Origin of the sequence: Allomuricauda sp. F6463D (assembly GCF_023015965.1) — a bacterium.
In the GTDB taxonomy this organism is placed as follows: Bacteria; Bacteroidota; Bacteroidia; order Flavobacteriales; family Flavobacteriaceae; genus Flagellimonas.
This window is the reverse complement of sequence record NZ_JALKAN010000001.1, coordinates 1603748-1623417: the sequence shown is the minus strand read 5'-3', so window position 1 is coordinate 1623417 and position 19670 is coordinate 1603748. Positions and strand designations below refer to the sequence as shown.

Here is a 19670-nt window from a genome sequence, read left to right as displayed (position 1 = left end):
TCTATATGCTAAACAAAAGCATAAAATTTCTTATAGAGAACAAACTTGTTGCGGTATTAATACTTGTCCTTTTTATAGGTTGGGGAACTGTAAATGCACCTTTTAATTGGGATATTGGTTTTTTGCCAGCTAATCCTGTAGCTGTGGATGCCATTCCGGATATTGGCGAAAATCAGCAAATAGTTTTTACTAAATGGGATGGTCGTTCTCCACAAGACATAGAGGACCAAATCACTTACCCATTAACAACATCACTCTTAGGTATTCCAGGAGTAAAAACCATACGTAGTTCCTCTATGTTCGGCTTTTCCAGTATCTATATCATTTTTGAAGAAGATATAGAATTCTATTGGAGTAGAAGCCGTATTCTCGAAAAACTAAACTCATTACCAAGTGGATTATTGCCAGAAGGTGTTAACCCAGCTTTGGGGCCTGATGCTACTGGCTTGGGTCAAATATTTTGGTACACGCTTGAAGGTCGGGACGAAAATGGGAAGGTTACTGGCGGATGGGATTTACACGAATTACGAAGCATTCAAGACTACTACGTAAAATATGCTTTGTCGTCCGCAAGTGGAGTATCAGAAGTAGCATCTATAGGTGGTTATGTTCAGGAATACCAAGTGGACGTTAATCCAGAGTTAATGCGCCAATATAATATCGGATTACATCACGTTGTAAAAGCGGTAAAGGAAAGTAATAAGGATATTGGAGCCCAAACATTAGAAATAAACAAAGCTGAATACCTTGTTCGTGGCTTGGGTTATATTAAGTCTATTGGTGACATAGAAAACGCAGTCGTTGCATCCCAAGATTATACGGCAATCAAAATCAAAGACATAGGTAAAGTGTCTTTGGGTCCAGCAACTCGCAGGGGAATGTTAGACAAAGAAGGCGCGGAAGTAGTAGGCGCAGTTGTTGTAGCTCGGTATGGCGCAAACCCGATGGAAGTCATCAATAACGTAAAAGAAAAAATAAATGAGTTAAGTCCGGGGTTACCTTCAAAAGTATTGAGTGACGGAAGGACTTCGCAAGTAACTATTGTGCCTTTTTATGATAGAACTGAACTCATACAGGAAACACTAGGTACACTTAATGAAGCACTGACTTTAGAAATACTAATTACCATTTTGGTTATCATTATTATGGTATTTAATCTTCGAGCCTCTGTACTTATATCCGGACTCTTACCTGTCGCAGTTTTAATGGTATTTATTGCTATGAAACTCTTTGGAGTAGATGCCAATATTGTGGCTTTATCCGGTATAGCCATTGCTATAGGTACAATGGTAGATGTGGGTGTCATTCTTTCCGAAAACATAATAAGGCACTTAGATGAAAATGGTGAAAAACTGCCCATAAATTCAGTCGTATATAATGCCACTGCGGAAGTTTCTGGTGCAATCGTTACCGCAGTAATGACAACAATTATAAGTTTCATTCCTGTCTTTACAATGATTGGAGCTGAAGGTAAATTATTCAGACCTCTGGCATTTACTAAAACATTTGCACTAACAGCGTCAATTATCGTGGCACTGTTCTTAATTCCACCTTTTGCAGCATTCTTATTTAGAAAGAAAAGCCTAAAGAAACCATCAGGTTATATAATCAATGGTCTGTTAGTTGTCCTTGGAATCGTAGCCATAATTTTTGGTTCTTGGCTGGGATTAATACTTATTGCGTTTGGCGTTACTGCTTTTTTAAAATCACAGGACAGAATCACGGAACAACGTTCCAATCTATTAAACATCGGGATTTCTGCATTTGCTATAGTATTTCTGTTAGCAGAATATTGGCGACCACTAGGTGTTGATAGAAGCATCCTTTGGAACTTAATTTTTGTCGGATTGATTTGCTTCGGACTATTGGGTGCATTTACCTTATTCAGAAAACAATACACACGTATCTTAAAGTGGGCACTAGCCAATAAATTATTATTTCTATCAATACCAACACTTATTGTCATTGCTGGTTTTTTCATTATGAAAAATACAGGTAAGGAATTTATGCCATCATTAAATGAAGGTTCGTTCTTACTGATGCCAACCTCTATGCCCCATGCTGGAGTCGAAGAAAACAAACGTATCATGCAGCAATTGGATATGGCCGTTGCCAGTATTCCAGAAATCGAAACCGTAGTTGGTAAGTCAGGTAGAACAGAATCCGCACTAGACCCCGCACCTTTATCAATGTATGAAAATGTCATTCAGTATAAACCGGAATACATATTGAATGAAATGGGTAAGCGCCAGCGTTACAAAGTCAATGATGAAGGATTTTTTATTAGAACAGATGGCAATCTGGTTGAAAATCCAAATGTGGCCGTAGGTCCAGAAGAAGTCGAGAAAGCTCGAAAAGCTGGTAAAAAAGTTTTCATTACTGCTGATGAATCTTCAAGCAATTTAATTCCTGACGATGACGGTGAATTTTTTAGAAACTGGCGACCAGAAATAGAATCGCCTGATGATATTTGGAAGGAAATCGTAAGAGTAACCAAGCTACCCGGAGTTACTTCAGCACCTAAATTACAACCTATAGAAACTCGATTGGTAATGCTTCAAACAGGAATGCGTGCTCCAATGGGAATTAAAGTAAAAGGACAAGATTTAAAGCAAATCGAAGCCTTTGGAATTCAGTTGGAAACTGTTTTAAAGCAAGCTGAAGGTGTAAAAACAGAAGCTGTTTTTGCAGATAGGATAGTTGGAAAACCCTATCTGTTAATTGACATAGACAGAGAAAAACTGGCACGTTACGGTGTATCAATTGATGACGTTCAAAACGTGCTAAAAGTAGCAGTTGGCGGAATGGTATTAACTCAAACCGTTGAAGGTCGTGAACGCTATGGTGTTCGTGTACGCTATCCAAGAGAGCTTCGGGACAAACCAGATGATTTAAAGCAGATTTATGTTCCAGTTGAAAAAGGAAGCCCAGTTCCATTAAGTGAATTAGCAAACATACGTTATGAACAAGGCCCACAGGTTATTAAAAGTGAGGATACTTTTTTAGTGGGTTATGTACTGTTTGACAAATTAGATGGATTTGCAGAAGTAGATGTGGTAGAAAATGCCCAAGCTCTGATTCAAAAGAAAATTGATTCAGGGGAATTGGTAGTACCTAAAGGTATTAACTATCAATTTACTGGAACGTATGAAAACCAATTACGAGCAGAGGCCACCTTATCTGTGGTAGTACCATTGGCGCTGTTAATCATCTTCTTGATTTTGTATTTCCAATTCCGTTCGGTAGCCACATCATTAATGGTATTTACAGGTATTGCCGTAGCATTTGCAGGTGGTTTTGTAATGATTTGGTTATATGGTCAGGATTGGTTCTTAAACTTTAGCTTTTTTGGAGAAAACTTAAGAGACCTATTTCAAATGCATACCATTAATCTGAGTGTTGCCGTTTGGGTCGGTTTCATTGCCTTGTTTGGTATTGCTACCGATGATGGTGTAGTAATGGCAACTTATCTAACCCAAACATTTGATAGAAATACACCGGAAACTAAACAGGAAATAAGAGCATCCGTTGTGGAAGCCGGAGAAAAACGTATTCGTCCTTGTTTGATGACCACGGCGACCACCATTTTAGCATTACTACCAGTTTTAACATCTACAGGACGTGGAAGTGATATAATGATTCCTATGGCAATACCAAGTTTTGGCGGAATGGTTATCGCCTTAATCACCTTGTTCGTTGTTCCTGTTTTATACAGTTGGAAACACGAGGCTCAACTTAAAAAAGTAGCGAAATGAAGAAAATAATTTTAATAGGGATTGGGCTTTTGACATTTGGTTTTTCAAATGCACAACAATTGGGAACTCTAGTTGATGAAGCTCTGAAAAACAGTCCTGAAATTCAAAAGTTTGAATTGCAATATAACATTGTCTCCGAAAAAGTGAACGAAGTAAACACGATTCCAAATACTGAATTTGGAGTTGGTTATTTTGTCAGTGAACCCGAAACGAGAACAGGGGCTCAACGCTTTAAAGTATCGGCTAAACAAATGATGCCCTGGTTTGGTTCAATAACTGCCAGGGAAAACTATGTAAGCTCGTTGGCTGATGCCAAATACGAGGACATTGTTATTGCCAAAAGAAAATTAATCGCATCTGTATCGCAATCCTACTACAATTTGTACGCCAATAAAGCCAAACAAAAAGTTCTGGTTCAAAACATTGAATTGCTTGAAACTTATGAAACTATGGCGTTAACCTCTGTAGAAGTCGGTAAGGCTTCAGCAGTCGATGTATTGCGATTGCAAATGCGTCAAAACGAATTGGAACAGCTAAAAGAAGTATTGGTTCAACAATATTTGGCTGAACAAACAATGCTTAACAAGCTTTTAAATCGCGACAAAGATGTTGTTGTAAATGTAGTTGACGAATTAACAATTCCTCCCGAGACTACCTTAATTGATATTGAAAAATTATCCCTTCATCCAGAATTGATAAAATATGATAAACTCTACCAATCTGTTGAGCAATCAGAGCTATTGAATCAAAAGGAAAGCCTCCCTATGATTGGTTTCGGATTGGATTATGTCAATGTAGACAAACGGCCCAACATGGAGTTTAGTGATAACGGAAAGGATATTGTAATGCCAATGGTTTCAATATCGATTCCAATTTTCAACAAAAAATATAAATCTCAAACTAAACAGAACGAGTTTCAACAGCAGGAAATAATGGCTGAGAAACAACAGCGATTGAACAAATTGGAAACTGCTTTGGATAAAGCTGTGAAAGATAGAATCTCTTCAAGAATAAGCTACGAGACCCAATCAAAAAATTTGGAACAAGCCAATGATGCAGAGGAAATTTTAATTAAAAACTATGAAACAGGAACAATCGATTTTAATGACGTTCTGGACATTCAGGAACTGCAATTAAAATTTCAAATGAGCCAAATAGAGTCGGTGAAAACCTTCTATATACAGACAACAATCATCAACTATTTAAGTAACTAAAAACAAGTATAATTTAAAATTAATAACAATGAAAAAAGTAAGATTAACAACAATTATGATAATGGCATTTTTAAGCCTATCAGCAATGTCTTGTAAAGACACTAAAAAAGAAAACACCCACGATGATTCTTCGCATTCAGAGATGAATCATGATAAAATGAACACATCCAACAATATGATGGATTCTGATACACAAAATTCAGGTGCACAAAAAGTCTTGACAGATTATATGGCTCTTAAGAATGCTTTAGTAAATGACGATAATGCAAAGGCAAAAGAATTGGGCAATGCATTGGCTCAATCTTTAAAATCATTTGATGCATCTAGCTTTTCAAGTAAAGAAAAATCTGAATTAGAGGATATTGTGGAAGATGCCATAGAGCACGCAGAACACATAAGCGAAAGCGATATTAAACACCAACGCGAGCACTTTAAAGTTTTGAGCAAGGATGTAACCGATATGGTAGTTATCACCGGAACGCAAGTGAAACTGTACGAGCAATTTTGTCCGATGTATGATGGTGGTACAGCTTGGTTGAGTACAAAGGAAGAAGTACGCAATCCGTATTATGGAAGCCAGATGTTGAAATGCGGAAAGGTACAGCGAGAAATTAACTAAATGAAAATCGCAAAAATCATAGTGTTGATTTTATTGGTTGGATTTGTGGGCATACAAATTGTGCCCACAGACTTCAATCAAAGTGATACCGTGCCAAAAACTGACTTCTTGTTGGTAAACAACACTTCAGAGAATATAAGCACATTATTACAAGAGTCCTGCTATGATTGTCATAGTAATAACACACGATACCCTTGGTATAACAAAGTACAACCTGTTGCTTGGTTTCTAGAAAACCATATAAAGGACGGAAAGGAAGAATTGAATTTTAATGAATGGGACACATATACCAACCGAAGAAAAAACAGCAAACTAAAATCAATAATTAGTCAGATTAAAGATGATGAAATGCCACTAGCATCTTACACCTTAATTCACAAGGATGCTGAACTGTCTAAACCTGAAAAGACTTTAATTATTGACTATATAAATAACCTGAAAGAAAAATTAAAATAAAGCCCTGATATGGGAAGGAAATACTGGTTGGTTAATAGCCCTTCCCGTTTCAGGCACTATTAAAAGAAGTATGAAACAAACCCTCAACATAAAGAATATGGTATGCGACAGGTGTAAATCAACCGTATTACGCGAGTTGGAAGGATTGGGTTGCGACATAAAATCGGTTGAGCTTGGGCAAATTATTCTAAACGAAAAGACAGGCATTCAAACATTAGAATTGGAAAAGGTGCTGAACAAACATGGTTTTGAAATTATAAAGGATGAAACAGAAATTTTGATAGAGGAAATAAAGATTGCACTCATAAAAAAAATCGAAAATCAAGACAATACAAACCTATCTTCTTTTCTGACCAAAAGGTTTAATAAATCCTATTCGGCTTTAAGCAAACTGTTCAGTAAAACCGAAGGTATAACCATAGAAAAATATGAAATCAATTTAAAGATTGAAAAAGTAAAAGAACTGATACAATTGAGGCAGTTGAATTTTTCAGAAATAGCATATAGCCTGAACTATAATAACAGTAGTCATTTGGCAAGACAATTCAAAAATGTAACAGGAATGTCAATGACAGTATTTAAGAACCTGCAGAAATGGAACAGAAAACCCATAGATCAAATTGTGTAAGGAATTTCCAGAATTGTACAAATGAAGGTGGGTTGCTGAAATTAATTTTGTGTAATAATCATTAAAAAAATGAACAATGACACATACATATAACATAACAGGAATGACCTGCGGAGGCTGTAAAGCATCGGTAGAAAAATATTTAGGTAATGTGGATAATGTTACTAACGTTTCCGTTAATCTTGAAAAAGCCGAAGCTGAAGTAACAATGAGTAGCCACGTTGCTACGGAAGTCCTTAAAAAAACGTTACCGGAAAAATATACTCTTTCGGAAAAGGAAAATCAAAATGTTTCCCAGATAACATCCGAATCTATGGATGAAATAGGTCAAAAATCAAAACTGCAACAATTACAACCGTTATTGCTCATCCTTTTTTACATAGCAACTGCGAGTATTTTGTTGCATTATAAGAGTTGGGATGGTAATGCCGTAATGCTAGATTTTATGGGCCTGTTTTTTATTGTGTTCAGTTTCTTCAAGATGCTGGATTTGAAAAATTTCCCAGAATCCTTCAGAATGTATGACCCATTAGCAAAACGAGTTTCAATATATGGTTGGATATACCCATTCATTGAAACTGCTCTGGGGCTGATGTTCTTAATGCGATTTGAAATTGAAATTGCCCTTATAGCCACGCTTATAGTATTAAGTATCACAACGGTTGGTGTTACCAAAACGCTTTTGGATAAAAAATCCATTCGCTGTGCTTGTCTCGGAACGGCTTTAAAACTACCAATGACCGAAGCCACATTTATTGAAAATGCCATTATGATTGTGATGGCGATTATAATGTTGACCCAAATTATATAAAAGATGAAATCACATACACTTTGGATGATATTAGGTTGTGTACTTCCGTTGCTACTCATTTTTATCGCACCAAGTATAGGAATGGGCGAAAACATATCCTTGTTCATTTTTATAATTCTAATGTTCGGATGCCATCTGTTAATGCCGCATCACAAGCATAATCATGATAAAGAAAACAACAATAAACCATAATTATGAAAACAATCAACATCAAAAAAATTGGAATGGCCGCAGGCCTTACTGGAGCATTGCTTTATTTGGGTTGTATGGTGGTAATGTTTACGGTTGGCCGTGAAGGGTCTATAAAATTCTTCAATAGCCTACTGCACGGACTGGATGTATCGACCATAATTAGGATGGATATTCCATTATGGGAAGCTTGCCTGGGCATTGTTCAAATGTTCATTTTGGGTTGGTTAATTGGTGCCTGTATCGCATCACTTTATAATTGGCAAATTAAAAAATAGGATGAAAAATATATTAGTACCCACGGATTTTTCAGATAACTGCAATAAAGCAGCAAAACTAGCAATAGAGATGGCAGTACTTTTTAATGCAGAAATCCATTTTTTGCACCAAATAAGTACCGTAGTTAACTGGACAAAATTGACTAAAACCCAAGAGCAAAACTACCCTGATACCCTAGCAAAAATTGGCATAGCCAAGAGCAAGCTGAGAGCTTTGGACAAAGAAGCTGAAAGTAAAGGTTTGAAATCAAGAACGTTTTTGGAGTTTGTTTCAGATGAAGATGCAATTGTGGCACATTCCCACAATTTTAATCACGATTTTATTATTACCGGAAGTAAAGGTATACAAAGTGGGTTTTTAAAGAAATTGTTAGGAAGCAATGCACAAAAAATCATTCGGAAAGCACGAGTTCCAATTTTGGTTGTAAAGGAAGATACAGTAGCCTTTCCTTTTAAGGACATCGTATTTGTGTCTGATTTTAAGGAGGACATATCCAACGCCTTTATTGAGTTAAAAAGCATAGCCAAAAAGTGTAATGCCAAAATCCATTTGTTGAACATCAACACCACATCAGATTTTAATAGTGTTGAGAATGGATTACAACCAATCGAAGAGTTTTTAAAACACTTTCCAAAATTGGAAAACTATGCAATGCACGTCTATAACGAATCTACCATATTAGGCGGTATTGAGAAATTTGAAGGTTCAAATAATGTGGATTTAATAGCTATGTACACCCATAGCAGAAAAGGGCTTGCAAATATCTTTTCAAAGAGTATTGCTGAAAGTGTTACTAACCATTCAAAAAAACCTGTGATGACAGTTCATATTTAAAATGGAAAAGGCGATCAATATCATAAAGTATTCGGGCGAGGTTGAAGCATTCAATATAGAAAAGCTAAAACGTTCTTTGAGGCATTCCAAAGCGAGTGAACAACTTGTATTGGAAATCGCCGAAGAAGTACAGAAGCAACTAACGGAAGGAATGACTACCAAACGAATTTATGAAATTGCTTATGCGATTTTGAAACAGAAATCAAAATCAGGTTCTGCTCGATACAAACTCAAAAAAGCCATTATGGAATTTGGTCCAACTGGCTATCCTTTCGAGAAATATATTGGTAAAATCCTCGAATATGAGGGCTTCAATACAGATGTAGGTGTCGTTATGCAAGGGCATTGTGTAACCCACGAGGTAGATGTAACTGCTGTGAAAGCTAACGAACATTATTTAGTGGAATGTAAGTTCCATAGCGACCAAGGCAGGAACTGCAATGTGAAAATACCTCTTTACATACAGTCTAGGTTTAAGGATTTAGAAACCCAATGGTTAAAACAAAAAGACCATTCACTAAAATTTCATAAAGGCTGGGTTTATACTAATACTAGGTTCTCAGCCGATGCTATACAATTTGGTGAATGTGTTGGGCTTGGATTAGTCAGTTGGGACTATCCAGAACAAAACAGCCTTAGAAGTAAAATTGACCGTTCAAGATTGTACCCAGTAACGGCATTGCCCTCATTAAGTAAACAGGACAAACAAAATATTCTAAACAAGGGCATTGTACTGTGCAGGGAGATTTGCGATAATCCAGAACTAATAAATGATTTAGGAATAGCTACATCGAAAAAGAAAAGGATTTTAAAAGAAGCAAATGAACTATGTAATCACTAAAAGAATGAAGAATAACCAAATCATAGAAACCAACTGGTGTGTCATAACAGGAGGTCCAAGTACTGGCAAAACTACCACTATCAATATGCTTGCTGAACGAGGTTATGAAACCACTATTGAACACGCAAGGCATTACATAGACACAATGCGAGTAAAGGGACAAACGGTTGAAGAGCTTCGAAGCAATAAACGAGAGTTTCAGCTAGGTGTTTTAGATATGCAAATCGAGCAGGAAGCAGCGATAAACCCTAAAGATTTAGTTTTCCTAGACAGGGCAATCCCTGATGCCTTAGCATATTATAAATTTTTAGAGCTTGAAGTTGACGATATTCTTAAAGAGGCAATGCGCAAGGTGAATTACAAAAAAATTTTCATTTTGGATAAACTGCCTTTGGTTAATGATTACGCGAGATTGGAAAGTGAAAACGACCAAAACCAAATACACAACCTAATTACCGAAGTATATGAATCATTACCGTTTCCAGTAGCACACGTACCTGTATTACCACCGTCAGAACGAGTGGATTTTATATTGAACAGCATTTAAGACAATTAAAATGGAACATCACGAACACCACCAACATCACAACCACGAAAACCATTCAGGGCAAAAGGCAGAAATGGACCATAGTAAAAAGGGGCATTCTGGTCATAACTCCGCTCACGGTGAACACGGACACGACCATCATAAAATGATGATAGAAGATTTTAAACGGAGATTTTGGGTATCCACAATTTTAACCATACCTATTCTGCTATTATCACCAATGATACAGAAATGGTTGGGCGTAGATTGGAATTTCACGGGCAGTAATTATGTACTGTTTGCTTTGTCGAGCATTGTTTACTTCTACGGTGGATGGCCATTTTTAAAAGGTTTGGTAAGTGAGTTAAAGAAGAAGTCGGCAGGAATGATGACCCTTATTGCCGTAGCAATTTCAGCAGCATATTTTTATAGTGTAGCGGTTATTTTTGGATTCGAGGGCAAAACTTTTTTTTGGGAATTAGCAACACTTATCGATGTAATGCTGATTGGCCATTGGCTAGAAATGCGTTCCATTTTAGGAGCAAGTAAAGCCTTGGAAGCACTTGCGGCTTTAATGCCTAACGAAGCCAATTTGGTAGATGGAAACCAGACTCGTAAAGTAAAAATAAGTGAGTTAAACGAAGGTGATATCATTCTCATTAAACCAGGTGAGAAAGTTCCAGCAGACGGCGTAATAGTAGAAGGCAAAAGTGACCTTAATGAAAGTATGCTTACTGGTGAAAGTAAGCCTGTTAGTAAAAGTGTTGATGAAGAAGTAATTGGTGGTGCAATTAATGGCAACGGGGTCATTAAAGTAAAAGTAAAGGGGATTGGAGAGGAAACATATTTATCAAAAGTGATAAATATGGTTCAGACGGCTCAAAAGCAGAAGTCCAAAACACAACGTTTAGCAGATGTAGCAGCAAAATGGCTTACTGTAATTGCATTAGTATTAGGCTTTGGTACATTCTTTACGTGGTTGGCTTTGGGAGAAACAGTATCATTTGCCTTAGAACGTATGGTAACTGTTATGGTTATCTGTTGTCCACATGCTTTAGGGTTGGCAGTCCCTTTAGTAGCTGCAATATCCACTAGTATATCAGCAAAAAATGGACTACTGATTCGTAACAGAACAGCATTTGAGGCTTCTCGAAAAATATCAACCATTGTGTTCGACAAAACTGGAACACTTACAAAGGGTTCACACGAAGTAGTTCGCATTGTTCCATTGTCATCAGACTACGATAAAATAGAACTCTTAAAGTATGCGACTGCTGTTGAAAGCCCTTCCGAGCACCATATCTCCAAAGGATTAAGACGAAAAGCAAAAGAGGAAAATATTGAAATTCCATCAGTAACCGACTTCAAGTACAACGCGGGCGTTGGTGTTAGTGGAACGGTTAATGGAAAGAAAGTACAGGCTGGAGGTTATGTGCTAATGGAACAATTGAACAAGAATGTTGCGGAGGATAAAGACGAGGGTATTGAAACCAAAATATTTACCATAGTTGATGATGAAGTGATTGGCTTTGTAACCTTCGCAGATGAAATTAGGGAGAGCTCTTATGAGGCGATTAAAGTCCTTCAGAAAAATAATATCAAAGTCTCTTTGCTTACCGGAGACAATGAAAAAGTGGCTAAAGATGTCGCTGATAAATTAGGACTAGATGATTATATGGCAGAAGTACTGCCAGACCAGAAACAAGACAAAATAATACAATTGCAAGCAATGGATGAATTTGTGGCAATGACAGGCGACGGTGTAAACGATGCACCTGCTTTGGCACAAGCAGATGTTGGTATTGCCATTGGTTCTGGAACTGATGTAGCCGCCGAGACCGCTGATATTGTTTTAGTGGACAGCAATCCAAAAGACATTGCCAACTTGATATTATTTGGTAAAGCTACCTATCGTAAAATGGTTCAAAATCTGGTTTGGGCAACGGGCTACAATATTGTGGCTTTGCCCTTGGCAACGGGTTTCGTTCCTGGGCTAATGATAAGCCCAGCATTTGGTGCGGCTTTGATGAGTATCAGCACCATAATTTGTGCAATTAATGCACAAACATTAAAAGGAATTCTACAATCAAAAACATAATATGGTTAATAGAAAAACAGCTTTAAAAATTAGAAATGCGCATAGGTATTTGGGGCTCTTTTTAGGGGTTCAATTCCTGTTTTGGACTATTAGCGGCATGTATTTCAGTTGGACAAATATCGATGACATACACGGCGACCATTTTAAGAATCTGGACTATCAACCCCAAGCTTTCAATGATATGATAAGCCCGACACAACTTAATGTTTCCAACGGTATTAATACTATTGAGTTGAGAGATATTGACAATACACCTTACTATTGGGTAAATAAAGAACAATTATACAATGCCATAGATGGAAACCCAAAGAATAGCATAACAAAAGACGAAGCTCTTTATATCGCCAAAAACTATATGAAAAGTGATTTGGTAGTTGAAAATGTAGAGCAAATTAATGAGACCGGAAATCACCACGAGTATAGAGAAAAGTTATTGCCAGCTTATGTCATTTCATATAAAACAGACGAAGCTTTAAAAGCTTATGTATCTATTAAAGATGGGAAGTTTCAAACGGTAAGGCATCGCAGTTGGCGTTGGTTTGACTTTTTATGGATGACGCACACAATGGATTATGATGGTAGAGATAATTTCAACACTACCGTATTAAGGGCTTTCTCTCTTTTGGGATTGATCACGGTACTAAGCGGCTTCCTATTATGGTACACATCATCACCATCGGTTAGAAAATTATTAAAACGAAAAAAAACAAAGAAATGAAGAAATACACAATTTACATTGGATTAGTGGTTTTAGGATTACTGCTTGGGTGGTTACTATTTGGTAACTCGTCAAACAAGGAAGAAGAGCATAATCATAACGAAGTAGCAGAAACCAATCAAATGTGGACATGCTCGATGCATCCACAGATTATGCAACCTGAACCCGGTGATTGCCCTATCTGTGGGATGGATTTAATTCCTGCAGAAAGTGGCGCAGATGGATTATTGGCCGACCAATTCAAACTAACTGAAAACGCTCTGGCCTTGGCTGATGTACAAACTTCTATTATAGGTAATAGCGAAATAGACAATAATGTTATAAAACTATCAGGAAAAATAGTCGAAAACGAGGAATCCAATGCTGTACAAGTAAGTTATTTTTCGGGAAGGATTGAACGCCTATATGTGAGTTTTACAGGAGAAGAAATTCGTAAAGGACAATTATTGGCGAGCATTTATTCACCAGAATTGTATGCAGCGCAACAAGAGTTGATTACCGCAGCTTCACTTAAAGAATCGCAACCTAAATTATATGAGGCAGTTAGGAATAAATTAAAGTTATGGAAGTTATCAGAAAAACAAATCAATCAGATTGAAACTTCTGGTAAAGTAATAGAAAACTTTCCTGTATACGCTACAGTTTCTGGTACAGTTTCGGAAAAAATGGTGCAGCAAGGCGACTATATAAAACAAGGTCAACCACTATTAAAAATTGCGAAACTGAATACGGTTTGGGCAAATTTTGATGTCTATGAAAATCAGATTGATTTATTCAAAAAAGGACAGGAAGTGATAATTACTACCAATGCATATCCTAATAAAGAATTTAAAGGTAAGGTTTCATTTATAGACCCTGTATTAGATACACGTACAAGAACAGTAAAACTAAGGGTTGTGTTAAACAACACAAAGGATGAGCTTAAACCAGGAATGTTTGTTGAAGGTAACATTGAAGGTGTTTCTTCAATTAAAGAGGAATTACTTAGCATTCCATCAACAGCGGTCTTATGGACTGGAGAACGTTCGGTGGTATACATAAAGAGCAGCCTTAATGAACCTGTTTTTGAGATGCGCGAGGTAAAATTAGGGAACACGATAGGTGAAAATTATGAGGTGCTAAGTGGTTTGCAGAATGGTGACGAGATAGTAACTAATGGAACATTTACCATTGATGCAGCGGCTCAATTGCAGGGGAAAAAATCAATGATGAACAAGGAAGGAGGAAAAGTAGTGACTGGACATGAAGGACATCTGGGTATGCAAGAATCAACTTCAAGTGAAGACAGCAATCACTCTAAAATGAATGAGAGAATAAAGGTTTCAGAGGTTTTTCAAAATCAATTAAAAACTACTTTTGATAATTACTTAGTTGTAAAAGATGCATTGGTAAAAGACGATTCAAAAAAAGTAGTTGAAGGCGCGCAGCAACTACTCAATTCATTGAATCTGATTGATATGAAATTATTAAAAGACAACAATGCTCATAATCATTGGATGAAGCTGGAGAAAGAACTGAAATCTTCAACTAAATCCATTACAGAAGTTTCAAATATAGAGGAACAGAGGAGTCATTTTAAACATTTATCATCACACTTAGGTAGCGCGATTCAGTTATTTGGAGTCAACGAAAAGGTTTACAATCAATTTTGCCCAATGGCAGATAACAATAAAGGTGCTTATTGGCTGAGCAAAGAAGAAAAAGTATTAAACCCATACTTTGGTGATGCCATGTTGACCTGTGGTGAGGTGAAACAAGTAATAGAATGAAGTAACAATAATCTTTGCACAAGCTGTGCATTGTTAATTTTGTATTTTTGTATTGTGAAAATAGTGACACTCATATTATCATTTTATATTCTAGCACTTAACGTATTACCTTGTAGTGACACGAGTTTTCCTACCAATGACAGTCAAATGGAAATTGTTTTGGATGGCCATACTGACCATCCCGAAGATGGTACTTCGGACCTATGCAGTCCATTTTGCACATGCCACTGCTGTCATGCGCATACCATAGATTTTGGGATTCCAAATTTCAAACCATTAACACCTGAGATTTCTTTGGAACCCTGTATCCATTTTGATAATATTACCAAAGAATATACCCACTCTTTACTACAACCACCGCAAGTTTAATTCAGTTTTTAGGATAACTATATCCTTTTCAGACCTATACTGATAGGTCAATATTTTCATTTCGTTGATTTTGTCTCATGCAAACTTCGGCGAAAAGTTTAACTGAATTAATCTTTTTATTACATGATAAATAAAATCATTGTATTCTCCATCAATAATAAATTTATTGTTGGACTACTGACATTGGCTCTTATCATAACCGGTATTTGGTCCATGTCTACCGTAAATCTGGGGTCGGTGCCAGATATCACAAACAACCAGGTACAGGTCATCACCGTATCTGAAAACCTCGCTACCGAAGATATTGAACAATTCGTGACCTATCCCGTGGAACTGGCCATGGGCAACTTGCCCAATGTAACCGAAATCCGTTCCATTTCCCGTTTTGGACTTTCCGTAGTGACCATCGTATTCGATGATGACATGGGCATTTACAAACCCAGACAATTGGTACAGGAGAAGCTGAACGAGGTTAGGGAAAGCATCCCAGAAAAATTCGGGAACCCTTCCATGGGACCGATTACCACTGGATTAGGAGAAATATACCAATATACCATAAAACCAAAAAAGGGCTTTGAAAGCAAATACTCCCCTACCGACCTACGTACCATCCAGGATTGGATCGTAAAACGCCAAATGACACTCTTGGATGGTGTTGTGGAAGTCAACTCTTTTGGTGGCAACATAAAACAATACGAAATAGCCATAAACCCCGAAAAGCTAAATGCTATAGGTGTTTCCATATCCGAGGTATTTACCGCTTTGGAAAGGAACAATGTCAATACAGGAGGTGCCTATATTGAAAAAGGTAAAATGGCAAACTTCATCCGAGGGGAAGGACTCATAAGGTCTTTGGAGGATATCAAGGCCATCGCCATAAAAAATGAAAATGGACTCCCGATTACCATAGGAGATGCTACGGAAAAAGTACAATTTGGAAACCAAGTACGTTACGGAGCCTTTACCCAAGATGGTCGCGAAGCCGTTGGCGGAATGGTGTTGATGATGAAAGGAGCTAATCCAAATAAAGTGATTGCCAATGTCCAGGAAAGAATGCAAAACGTTGAAAAGTCTTTACCTGAAGGGTTGGAAATCAAACCCTTTTTGGATAGAAGCAATCTCATAGAACGAACCACCAGTACCGTAACACAAAACCTTTTGGAAGGTGCACTTATCGTCATTTTTGCCCTGGTCTTTTTATTGGGAAGTTTAAGGGGCGGATTGATAACCGCCACAACCATACCCCTATCGTTGCTCTTTGCTTTTATCTTGATGAAACAATTTGGTGTTTGGGCCAACTTAATGAGTTTGGGAGCTATCGATTTTGGAATCATTATAGACGGAGCTGTAATTATCATAGAAGGGACGGTTTATGAAATCCAAAAACGAATACGTTCCGGTAAGCTCAAATTCAATCAAGGTATTATGGATGAAGTCGCCTATGATGCGGGAAGCACCATGATGGGCTCTGCTTTTTTCGGCCAAATTATCATTCTAATCGTATTTGCGCCTATTCTTTTTTTAACAGGAGTTGAAGGAAAGATGTTCCGCCCTATGGCCTTTACTTTTGGATTTGCCATGATTGGGGCTATTTTCCTCTGCCTGACCTATGTTCCAATGATGTCCGCTTTATTTATGAAACCCGTTAAAAACAAAAACAATTGGTTCGGGAAATTTGAAAGTTGGCTGGAAAAAATCAGTGATAACATTATAGGAAGCATCCAAAAAGTCTATCTACCCCTTTTAAAAGGAGCATTAAAAGCAAAATCCTTAGTTGTAGGAGCAGCTATAGTTTTACTTCTTGTTTCAGGATTTGTGTTCTCAAGAATGGGAGGCGAATTTGTACCTCAATTGGACGAAGGAGACCTTGCCATGCAAGCACTGTTAAGATCGGGAACAGGATTAACAGAAGCTATCGATGTATCAAACAAAATAGAAAGTGTCCTTATCGAGAACTTTCCAGAAGTAAAGACAGCAGTTGCCAGAATTGGTGTTGCCGATATCCCTACCGACCCGATGCCGATGGATATTGCCGATATGTTCATCATCCTGGAAAAAGATATGAGTAAATGGACTTCGGCAAAATCAAAAGAAGAACTCATCGATAAAATCAAGGATAAACTAGATAGTGAACTTACAGGGGTAAACCTAGTATTTAGCCAACCTGTAGAACTGCGTTTTAACGAACTGCTAACAGGAGTACGGGAAGACGTTGCCGTTAAATTGTATGGCGAAGATTTAGAAGTCCTTTCCAAAAAGGCAGAAGAAATGGCGGCTATTATCCAAACCGTTCCAGGCGTGGGTGATGTCAATCCAGAGCGGACATCAGGCTTGCCACAGATGACCGTAAGGTACAATCGAAAAAAGATGGCACAGTACGGACTGGATATCGAGAAAGTAAACAATTATATAAGTGCCGCATTCGCTGGTGGTAATGCGGGGGTCATTTTTGAAGGGGAAAAACGCTTTGATATGGTTATCCGATTTGATGAGGAGCACCGCAAAAGCATCGAAAATTTACGCGCTTTATATGTCGATTTGCCCGATGACACCCAAGTTCCCATCAAGGAAGTAGCAGACATAAGCTATGTGCCAGGGCCCATGCAGATATCCCGCGACAATACTTTTCGTAGAACCTACGTAGGTATAAATACAAGAGGACGTGATGTGGAATCCGTTGTAACCGATATTCAACAGAAATTGGATGCTGAGTTGGACCTACCTCCAGGCTATTATATTACCTACGGAGGAGAGTTTGAAAACCTAGTACGTGCCAAAGAACGGTTGACCATCGTAGTACCCATAGCACTGTTTTTAATCTTTGTGCTCCTGTATTTTGCCCTAAAATCGTTTTCACAATCCATAATGATATACATCGCTATTCCATTGGCGGCCATCGGCGGCATATTTGCCCTGTGGTTACGGGACATGCCATTCAGTATTTCTGCAGGGGTAGGTTTTATAGTGCTATTTGGAGTTGCCGTTCTGAACGGATTGGTGCTTATAAATCGATTTAACTCCCTAAAGGAAGAAGGTGTAACAAGCATACGGGAAAGAATAGTAACAGGAACCAAAGAAAGAATACGACCAATTATGTTAACAGCAACTACAGATATTTTAGGTTTTATGCCGATGGCATTTTCATCATCGGCTGGTGCCGAAGTACAACGACCATTGGCAACCGTAGTTATTGGAGGGATGTTGACGGCGACTTTACTAACACTGATTGTACTTCCAATTTTATATACATTCATTGAAAAACGGGGAGAAAACAAAAGCAAAAAGAAGCTTTCTTCATTAAAACCAAGTGCTATAGCTACCGTTTTAATCATGGGATGCATATTGGGTTTTGCGATTCCAGCTTCTGCTCAAGAAGGTACATTGGAAAACAAAGTAATCCTACAGGATAGTTTGCCAACGATAAGCCTGGAAAAAGCCAAGAAAATGGCCATTGCCAATTACCCGAGTTTAAAAGCCGTAAAACTTGGAATTGAAGGAGAGAAAGCGATGCGAAAAACTGCCTTTGATTTTGGAAATACCCAAATATTTACTGGAAAGGAAGAAGAAGGCAATGGAGAAAATGGTGTGTCCAATACCATCGGGGTGCAACAGCAGGACATCAATGTGTTTGGGATCGTTCCCAAATTAAAGTTGCAAAAGGAACGTATCCATTTGGCGGAAAACCTAGTCAACCTAACTGCCCTAGAAGTGGAACGAGAGGTAAGCAGGGCTTGGGCAAATGTGTACACAAAACGGAAGACATATCTGGTCTATAATCGAATGGACTCCGTTTTTCAGGATATTGAGAGAGCAGCCAGAATCAGGTATGAAACCGAAGCTACTTCCAATTTAGAATATTTGGCAACATCTAATCAAGCCAATGAGGTCAAAATTCAAAAAGAACAGGCTTTTAGGGAATACAACAAAGCATTGCAACAGTTAAACCAATGGTTTGCCAGCGATACGTTGTACAGTGTACCAAATGTTTCATTGGAATCTTTAGAAGCTCCATTTGATTATAGATCGACATCCTTGGAAAACCATCCATTACTTCAAGCCTCAAAGCAGCAAATACAGGTAGCTAAGGCATTTACCAAGGTACAAAAATCCGAGTTCCTGCCAAAGTTTCAAGCACAATACGGCAGGCAGCAAATCAATGGACAATCAGGATTTTATCAATATCAAGTGGGTATACAAATTCCATTGTTTTTTGGTGCCAATTTAGGAAGAGCGCAAAAGGCAAAAATTGACAAAAAAATAGCAGAAGAGAATTTTTATACCGAAAAGCTAAAGGTAAAAACGGCCTATGAAAATATGTGTGAAGATTTTATAAAATGGCAGACTTCGTGGAGTTATTATAAAAACAAAGCACTTCCATTGGCCAAAGAACAGCAAAAAGGTACCATATTGGCCTTTAAGGAAGGAGCCATCGACTATGTAACTTTCTTACAGAATATAAGGGACGTCATTCGTATTGAAGTAAACGCTTGGGAAGCCTTCAACAGCTACTTGGACAGCCGTTACCAACTCGAATATTACCTGAAGAATCCAAATAAAAATTAAG

16 protein-coding genes are annotated in these 19670 nt (G+C 37.8%); all 16 read left to right on the top strand.

The window, feature by feature from the left end:
- Positions 1-5 precede the first annotated feature (5 nt).
- The 16 genes from MWU56_RS07245 to MWU56_RS07170 all read left to right on the top strand — a co-directional run bounded on the left by MWU56_RS07245 (position 6) and on the right by MWU56_RS07170 (position 19669).
- The gene (locus MWU56_RS07245; RefSeq protein ID WP_247043326.1) at positions 6-3755 is read left to right on the top strand and encodes an efflux RND transporter permease subunit; all 3750 of its coding nucleotides are present in this window, start codon (positions 6-8) and stop codon (positions 3753-3755) included.
- Positions 3752-4969: a TolC family protein gene (locus MWU56_RS07240; protein WP_247043324.1), complete on the top strand. Its 1218-nt coding sequence runs from the start codon at positions 3752-3754 to the stop codon at positions 4967-4969. Before MWU56_RS07245 ends, MWU56_RS07240 begins: the two co-directional genes overlap by 4 nt.
- Positions 4970-4997: 28 nt before the next feature.
- The gene (locus MWU56_RS07235; protein WP_247043323.1) at positions 4998-5588 is read left to right on the top strand and encodes a DUF3347 domain-containing protein; all 591 of its coding nucleotides are present in this window, start codon (positions 4998-5000) and stop codon (positions 5586-5588) included.
- Positions 5589-6044 carry a heme-binding domain-containing protein gene (locus tag MWU56_RS07230; protein WP_247043322.1) on the top strand — a complete coding sequence of 152 codons (456 nt, stop codon included), beginning with the start codon at positions 5589-5591 and terminating at the stop codon, positions 6042-6044. It begins immediately after the preceding gene.
- Between the two features lie 70 nt (positions 6045-6114).
- Complete coding sequence (locus MWU56_RS07225; protein ID WP_247043321.1) at positions 6115-6672, top strand: helix-turn-helix domain-containing protein; 558 nt, start codon at positions 6115-6117, stop codon at positions 6670-6672.
- Between the two features lie 76 nt (positions 6673-6748).
- On the top strand, positions 6749-7483 hold the full coding sequence (locus MWU56_RS07220; protein ID WP_247043320.1) for a heavy-metal-associated domain-containing protein: 735 nt from the start codon (positions 6749-6751) through the stop codon (positions 7481-7483).
- A 3-nt stretch (positions 7484-7486) separates the two neighbouring features.
- Complete coding sequence (locus MWU56_RS07215) at positions 7487-7675, top strand: hypothetical protein (RefSeq protein ID WP_247043319.1); 189 nt, start codon at positions 7487-7489, stop codon at positions 7673-7675.
- 2 nt (positions 7676-7677) lie between these two features.
- The gene (locus tag MWU56_RS07210; protein ID WP_247043318.1) at positions 7678-7950 is read left to right on the top strand and encodes a DUF5676 family membrane protein; all 273 of its coding nucleotides are present in this window, start codon (positions 7678-7680) and stop codon (positions 7948-7950) included.
- A gap of 1 nt (position 7951) precedes the next feature.
- Positions 7952-8785 carry a universal stress protein gene (locus MWU56_RS07205; protein WP_247043317.1) on the top strand — a complete coding sequence of 278 codons (834 nt, stop codon included), beginning with the start codon at positions 7952-7954 and terminating at the stop codon, positions 8783-8785.
- Position 8786: 1 nt separating this feature from the next.
- Positions 8787-9626, top strand: coding sequence for an ATP cone domain-containing protein (locus MWU56_RS07200; RefSeq protein WP_247043316.1), 840 nt, complete (start codon positions 8787-8789; stop codon positions 9624-9626).
- Positions 9627-9630: 4 nt separating this feature from the next.
- The gene (locus tag MWU56_RS07195; RefSeq protein ID WP_224834823.1) at positions 9631-10173 is read left to right on the top strand and encodes an AAA family ATPase; all 543 of its coding nucleotides are present in this window, start codon (positions 9631-9633) and stop codon (positions 10171-10173) included.
- A 10-nt stretch (positions 10174-10183) separates the two neighbouring features.
- Positions 10184-12250, top strand: a complete 2067-nt coding sequence (locus MWU56_RS07190; protein WP_247043313.1) for a copper-translocating P-type ATPase — start codon at positions 10184-10186, stop codon at positions 12248-12250.
- Between the two features lies 1 nt (position 12251).
- Complete coding sequence (locus MWU56_RS07185) at positions 12252-12968, top strand: PepSY domain-containing protein (RefSeq protein ID WP_247043312.1); 717 nt, start codon at positions 12252-12254, stop codon at positions 12966-12968.
- Positions 12965-14737 (top strand): efflux RND transporter periplasmic adaptor subunit, encoded by a 1773-nt coding sequence (locus tag MWU56_RS07180; RefSeq protein WP_224834826.1) that lies wholly within the window; start codon positions 12965-12967, stop codon positions 14735-14737. Before MWU56_RS07185 ends, MWU56_RS07180 begins: the two co-directional genes overlap by 4 nt.
- Positions 14738-14791: 54 nt before the next feature.
- Complete coding sequence (locus tag MWU56_RS07175) at positions 14792-15106, top strand: DUF6660 family protein (RefSeq protein ID WP_317236517.1); 315 nt, start codon at positions 14792-14794, stop codon at positions 15104-15106.
- 123 nt (positions 15107-15229) lie between these two features.
- Positions 15230-19669, top strand: coding sequence for a CusA/CzcA family heavy metal efflux RND transporter (locus MWU56_RS07170; protein WP_247043310.1), 4440 nt, complete (start codon positions 15230-15232; stop codon positions 19667-19669).
- Position 19670 lies beyond the last annotated feature (1 nt).

What these genes read in the sequence shown, in the direction of transcription:
- MWU56_RS07245 (WP_247043326.1), top strand. Translation starts at nt 6, where the DNA reads ATGCTAAACAAAAGCATAAAATTTCTTATAGAGAACAAACTTGTTGCG.
- MWU56_RS07240 (WP_247043324.1), top strand. Translation starts at nt 3,752, where the DNA reads ATGAAGAAAATAATTTTAATAGGGATTGGGCTTTTGACATTTGGTTTT.
- MWU56_RS07235 (WP_247043323.1), top strand. Translation starts at nt 4,998, where the DNA reads ATGAAAAAAGTAAGATTAACAACAATTATGATAATGGCATTTTTAAGC.
- MWU56_RS07230 (WP_247043322.1), top strand. Translation starts at nt 5,589, where the DNA reads ATGAAAATCGCAAAAATCATAGTGTTGATTTTATTGGTTGGATTTGTG.
- MWU56_RS07225 (WP_247043321.1), top strand. Translation starts at nt 6,115, where the DNA reads ATGAAACAAACCCTCAACATAAAGAATATGGTATGCGACAGGTGTAAA.
- MWU56_RS07220 (WP_247043320.1), top strand. Translation starts at nt 6,749, where the DNA reads ATGACACATACATATAACATAACAGGAATGACCTGCGGAGGCTGTAAA.
- MWU56_RS07215 (WP_247043319.1), top strand. Translation starts at nt 7,487, where the DNA reads ATGAAATCACATACACTTTGGATGATATTAGGTTGTGTACTTCCGTTG.
- MWU56_RS07210 (WP_247043318.1), top strand. Translation starts at nt 7,678, where the DNA reads ATGAAAACAATCAACATCAAAAAAATTGGAATGGCCGCAGGCCTTACT.
- MWU56_RS07205 (WP_247043317.1), top strand. Translation starts at nt 7,952, where the DNA reads ATGAAAAATATATTAGTACCCACGGATTTTTCAGATAACTGCAATAAA.
- MWU56_RS07200 (WP_247043316.1), top strand. Translation starts at nt 8,787, where the DNA reads ATGGAAAAGGCGATCAATATCATAAAGTATTCGGGCGAGGTTGAAGCA.
- MWU56_RS07195 (WP_224834823.1), top strand. Translation starts at nt 9,631, where the DNA reads ATGAAGAATAACCAAATCATAGAAACCAACTGGTGTGTCATAACAGGA.
- MWU56_RS07190 (WP_247043313.1), top strand. Translation starts at nt 10,184, where the DNA reads ATGGAACATCACGAACACCACCAACATCACAACCACGAAAACCATTCA.
- MWU56_RS07185 (WP_247043312.1), top strand. Translation starts at nt 12,252, where the DNA reads ATGGTTAATAGAAAAACAGCTTTAAAAATTAGAAATGCGCATAGGTAT.
- MWU56_RS07180 (WP_224834826.1), top strand. Translation starts at nt 12,965, where the DNA reads ATGAAGAAATACACAATTTACATTGGATTAGTGGTTTTAGGATTACTG.
- MWU56_RS07170 (WP_247043310.1), top strand. Translation starts at nt 15,230, where the DNA reads ATGATAAATAAAATCATTGTATTCTCCATCAATAATAAATTTATTGTT.